This window comes from Vogesella facilis (assembly GCF_042648525.1).
Lineage (GTDB): Bacteria > Pseudomonadota > Gammaproteobacteria > Burkholderiales > Chromobacteriaceae > Vogesella > Vogesella facilis.
The window spans coordinates 1-3,145 of the sequence record NZ_JBHRXN010000021.1 but is presented as its reverse complement, the minus strand read 5'-3'; the positions used below and the strand labels follow the sequence as shown (position 1 = coordinate 3,145).

Below are 3,145 nucleotides of genomic sequence, written 5' to 3'. Positions count from 1 at the left end.
TCAAAGTAAGGTGACTGAAATGATAGGGTCAAGCGACTAAGTGCATCTGGTGGATGCCTTGGCGATCACAGGCGATGAAGGACGTGCAAGCCTGCGAAAAGCAGCGGGGAGCTGGCAATGGAGCTTTGATCCGCTGATGTCCGAATGGGGAAACCCCTCCGCAAGGAGATCCTGCGCTGAATATATAGGCGTATGGAGGCGAACCGGGAGAACTGAAACATCTAAGTACCCCGAGGAAAAGAAATCAACCGAGATTCCGTAAGTAGTGGCGAGCGAACGCGGAAGAGCCTGTACGTGATAGCTGTTTGGTTAGAAGAAAGGTCCTGGAAAGGCCTGCCATAGTGGGTGATAGCCCCGTATTCGAAAACCGAATGGTGGTACTGAGCGTACGAGAAGTAGGGCGGGACACGCGAAATCCTGTCTGAAGATGGGGGGACCATCCTCCAAGGCTAAATACTCGTGATCGACCGATAGTGAACCAGTACCGTGAGGGAAAGGCGAAAAGCACCGCGGGAGCGGAGTGAAATAGATCCTGAAACCGGATGCATACAAACAGTGGGAGCCTCCTTGTGGGGTGACTGCGTACCTTTTGTATAATGGGTCAGCGACTTACATTCAGTGGCAAGCTTAACCGAATAGGGGAGGCGTAGGGAAACCGAGTCCGAATAGGGCGTCTCAGTCGCTGGGTGTAGACCCGAAACCGAGTGATCTATCCATGGCCAGGATGAAGGTGCGGTAACACGCACTGGAGGTCCGAACCCACTAGTGTTGCAAAACTAGGGGATGAGCTGTGGATAGGGGTGAAAGGCTAAACAAACTCGGAGATAGCTGGTTCTCCCCGAAAACTATTTAGGTAGTGCCTCATGTATCACTTCCGGGGGTAAAGCACTGTTATGGCTAGGGGGTCATTGCGATTTACCAAACCATGGCAAACTCAGAATACCGGAAAGTGCAAGCATGGGAGACAGACGGTGGGTGCTAACGTCCATCGTCAAGAGGGAAACAACCCAGACCGCCAGCTAAGGTCCCAAATGATCAGTTAAGTGGTAAACGAGGTGGGAAGGCATAGACAGCCAGGATGTTGGCTTAGAAGCAGCCATCATTTAAAGAAAGCGTAATAGCTCACTGGTCGAGTCGTCCTGCGCGGAAGATGTAACGGGGCTCAAACTGATAACCGAAGCTGCGGATTTGCACGCAAGTGCAAGTGGTAGGGGAGCGTTCTGTAGGTCTGTGAAGGTGTGTCGAGAGGCATGCTGGAGATATCAGAAGTGCGAATGCTGACATGAGTAGCGATAAAGCGGGTGAAAAGCCCGCTCGCCGAAAGCCCAAGGTTTCCTACGCAACGTTCATCGGCGTAGGGTGAGTCGGCCCCTAAGGCGAGGCTGAAAAGCGTAGTCGATGGGAAACGGGTTAAAATTCCCGTACTTTTGTGTAGTGCGATGTGGGGACGGAGAAGGTTAGGTCAGCGGCCTGTTGGAATAGGTCGTTCAAGCCGGTAGGTGGTTAGGGTAGGCAAATCCGCCCTTTCATTCAACACCGAGAAGTGATAACGAGGGTCTACGGACCTGAAGTGACTGATACCACGCTTCCAGGAAAAGCCACTAAGCTTCAGCTACACAAGAACCGTACCGCAAACCGACACAGGTGGGCAGGATGAGAATTCTAAGGCGCTTGAGAGAACTCAGGAGAAGGAACTCGGCAAATTGACACCGTAACTTCGGGAGAAGGTGTGCCCCGGTAGCTTGTAGGAGAACATCCGAAGGGCGAAGGGGTCGCAGAGAATAGGTGGCTGCGACTGTTTAACAAAAACACAGCTCTGTGCCAACACGAAAGTGGACGTATACGGAGTGACGCCTGCCCGGTGCTGGAAGATTAAATGATGGGGTGCAAGCTCTTGATTGAAGTCCCAGTAAACGGCGGCCGTAACTATAACGGTCCTAAGGTAGCGAAATTCCTTGTCGGGTAAGTTCCGACCCGCACGAATGGCGTAACGATGGCCACACTGTCTCCTCCTGAGACTCAGCGAAGTTGAAATGTTTGTGAAGATGCAATCTACCCGCTGCTAGACGGAAAGACCCCGTGAACCTTTACTGTAGCTTTGCATTGGACTTTGAACAGGCTTGTGTAGGATAGGTGGGAGGCTATGAAGTACGGACGCTAGTTCGTATGGAGCCGTCCTTGAAATACCACCCTGGTGTGTTTGAGGTTCTAACCTTGGTCCGTGATCCGGATCGGGAACAGTGCATGGTAGGCAGTTTGACTGGGGCGGTCTCCTCCCAAAGTGTAACGGAGGAGTTCGAAGGTTACCTAGGTACGGTCGGAAATCGTGCTGATAGTGCAATGGCATAAGGTAGCTTAACTGCGAGACCGACAAGTCGAGCAGGTGCGAAAGCAGGACATAGTGATCCGGTGGTTCTGAATGGAAGGGCCATCGCTCAACGGATAAAAGGTACTCCGGGGATAACAGGCTGATTCCGCCCAAGAGTTCACATCGACGGCGGAGTTTGGCACCTCGATGTCGGCTCATCACATCCTGGGGCTGTAGCCGGTCCCAAGGGTATGGCTGTTCGCCATTTAAAGTGGTACGTGAGCTGGGTTCAAAACGTCGTGAGACAGTTTGGTCCCTATCTGCAGTGGGCGTTGGAAGTTTGACGGGGGCTGCTCCTAGTACGAGAGGACCGGAGTGGACGAACCTCTGGTGTACCGGTTGTGACGCCAGTCGCATCGCCGGGTAGCTAAGTTCGGAAGAGATAACCGCTGAAAGCATCTAAGCGGGAAACTTGCCTGAAGATGAGACTTCCCTGGAGGCTTGACCTCCCTGAAGAGTCGTTCGAGACCAGGACGTTGATAGGTCGGGTGTGGAAGCGCTGTGAGGCGTGAAGCTAACCGATACTAATTGCTCGTGAGGCTTGACTCTATCATTTGAGTGACTTTGCGCGATGAGTGCAGTGAGCGGGATTCAGAATTCTACGGCTGGGGAGACAAAAGCTCCCTGGTTTGGCTTCGACGATTTGTAGACAGTTTATGTCTGGTGGCCATAGCGAGGTGGTCCCACGCCTTCCCATTCCGAACAGGACCGTGAAACGCCTCAGCGCCGATGATAGTGCAGATACCTGTGTGAAAGTAGGACACCGCCAGACTCCCC

The 3,145-nt window shown here is 52.9% G+C and carries 2 rRNA genes; both read left to right on the top strand.

Annotated elements, in window-relative coordinates:
* The first annotated feature begins 26 nt into the window (after positions 1-26).
* Positions 27-2,917 (top strand): 23S ribosomal RNA (locus tag ACFOLG_RS08245).
* Positions 2,918-3,027: 110 nt separating this feature from the next.
* Positions 3,028-3,140, top strand: a 5S ribosomal RNA gene (rrf, locus tag ACFOLG_RS08240).
* Positions 3,141-3,145 lie beyond the last annotated feature (5 nt).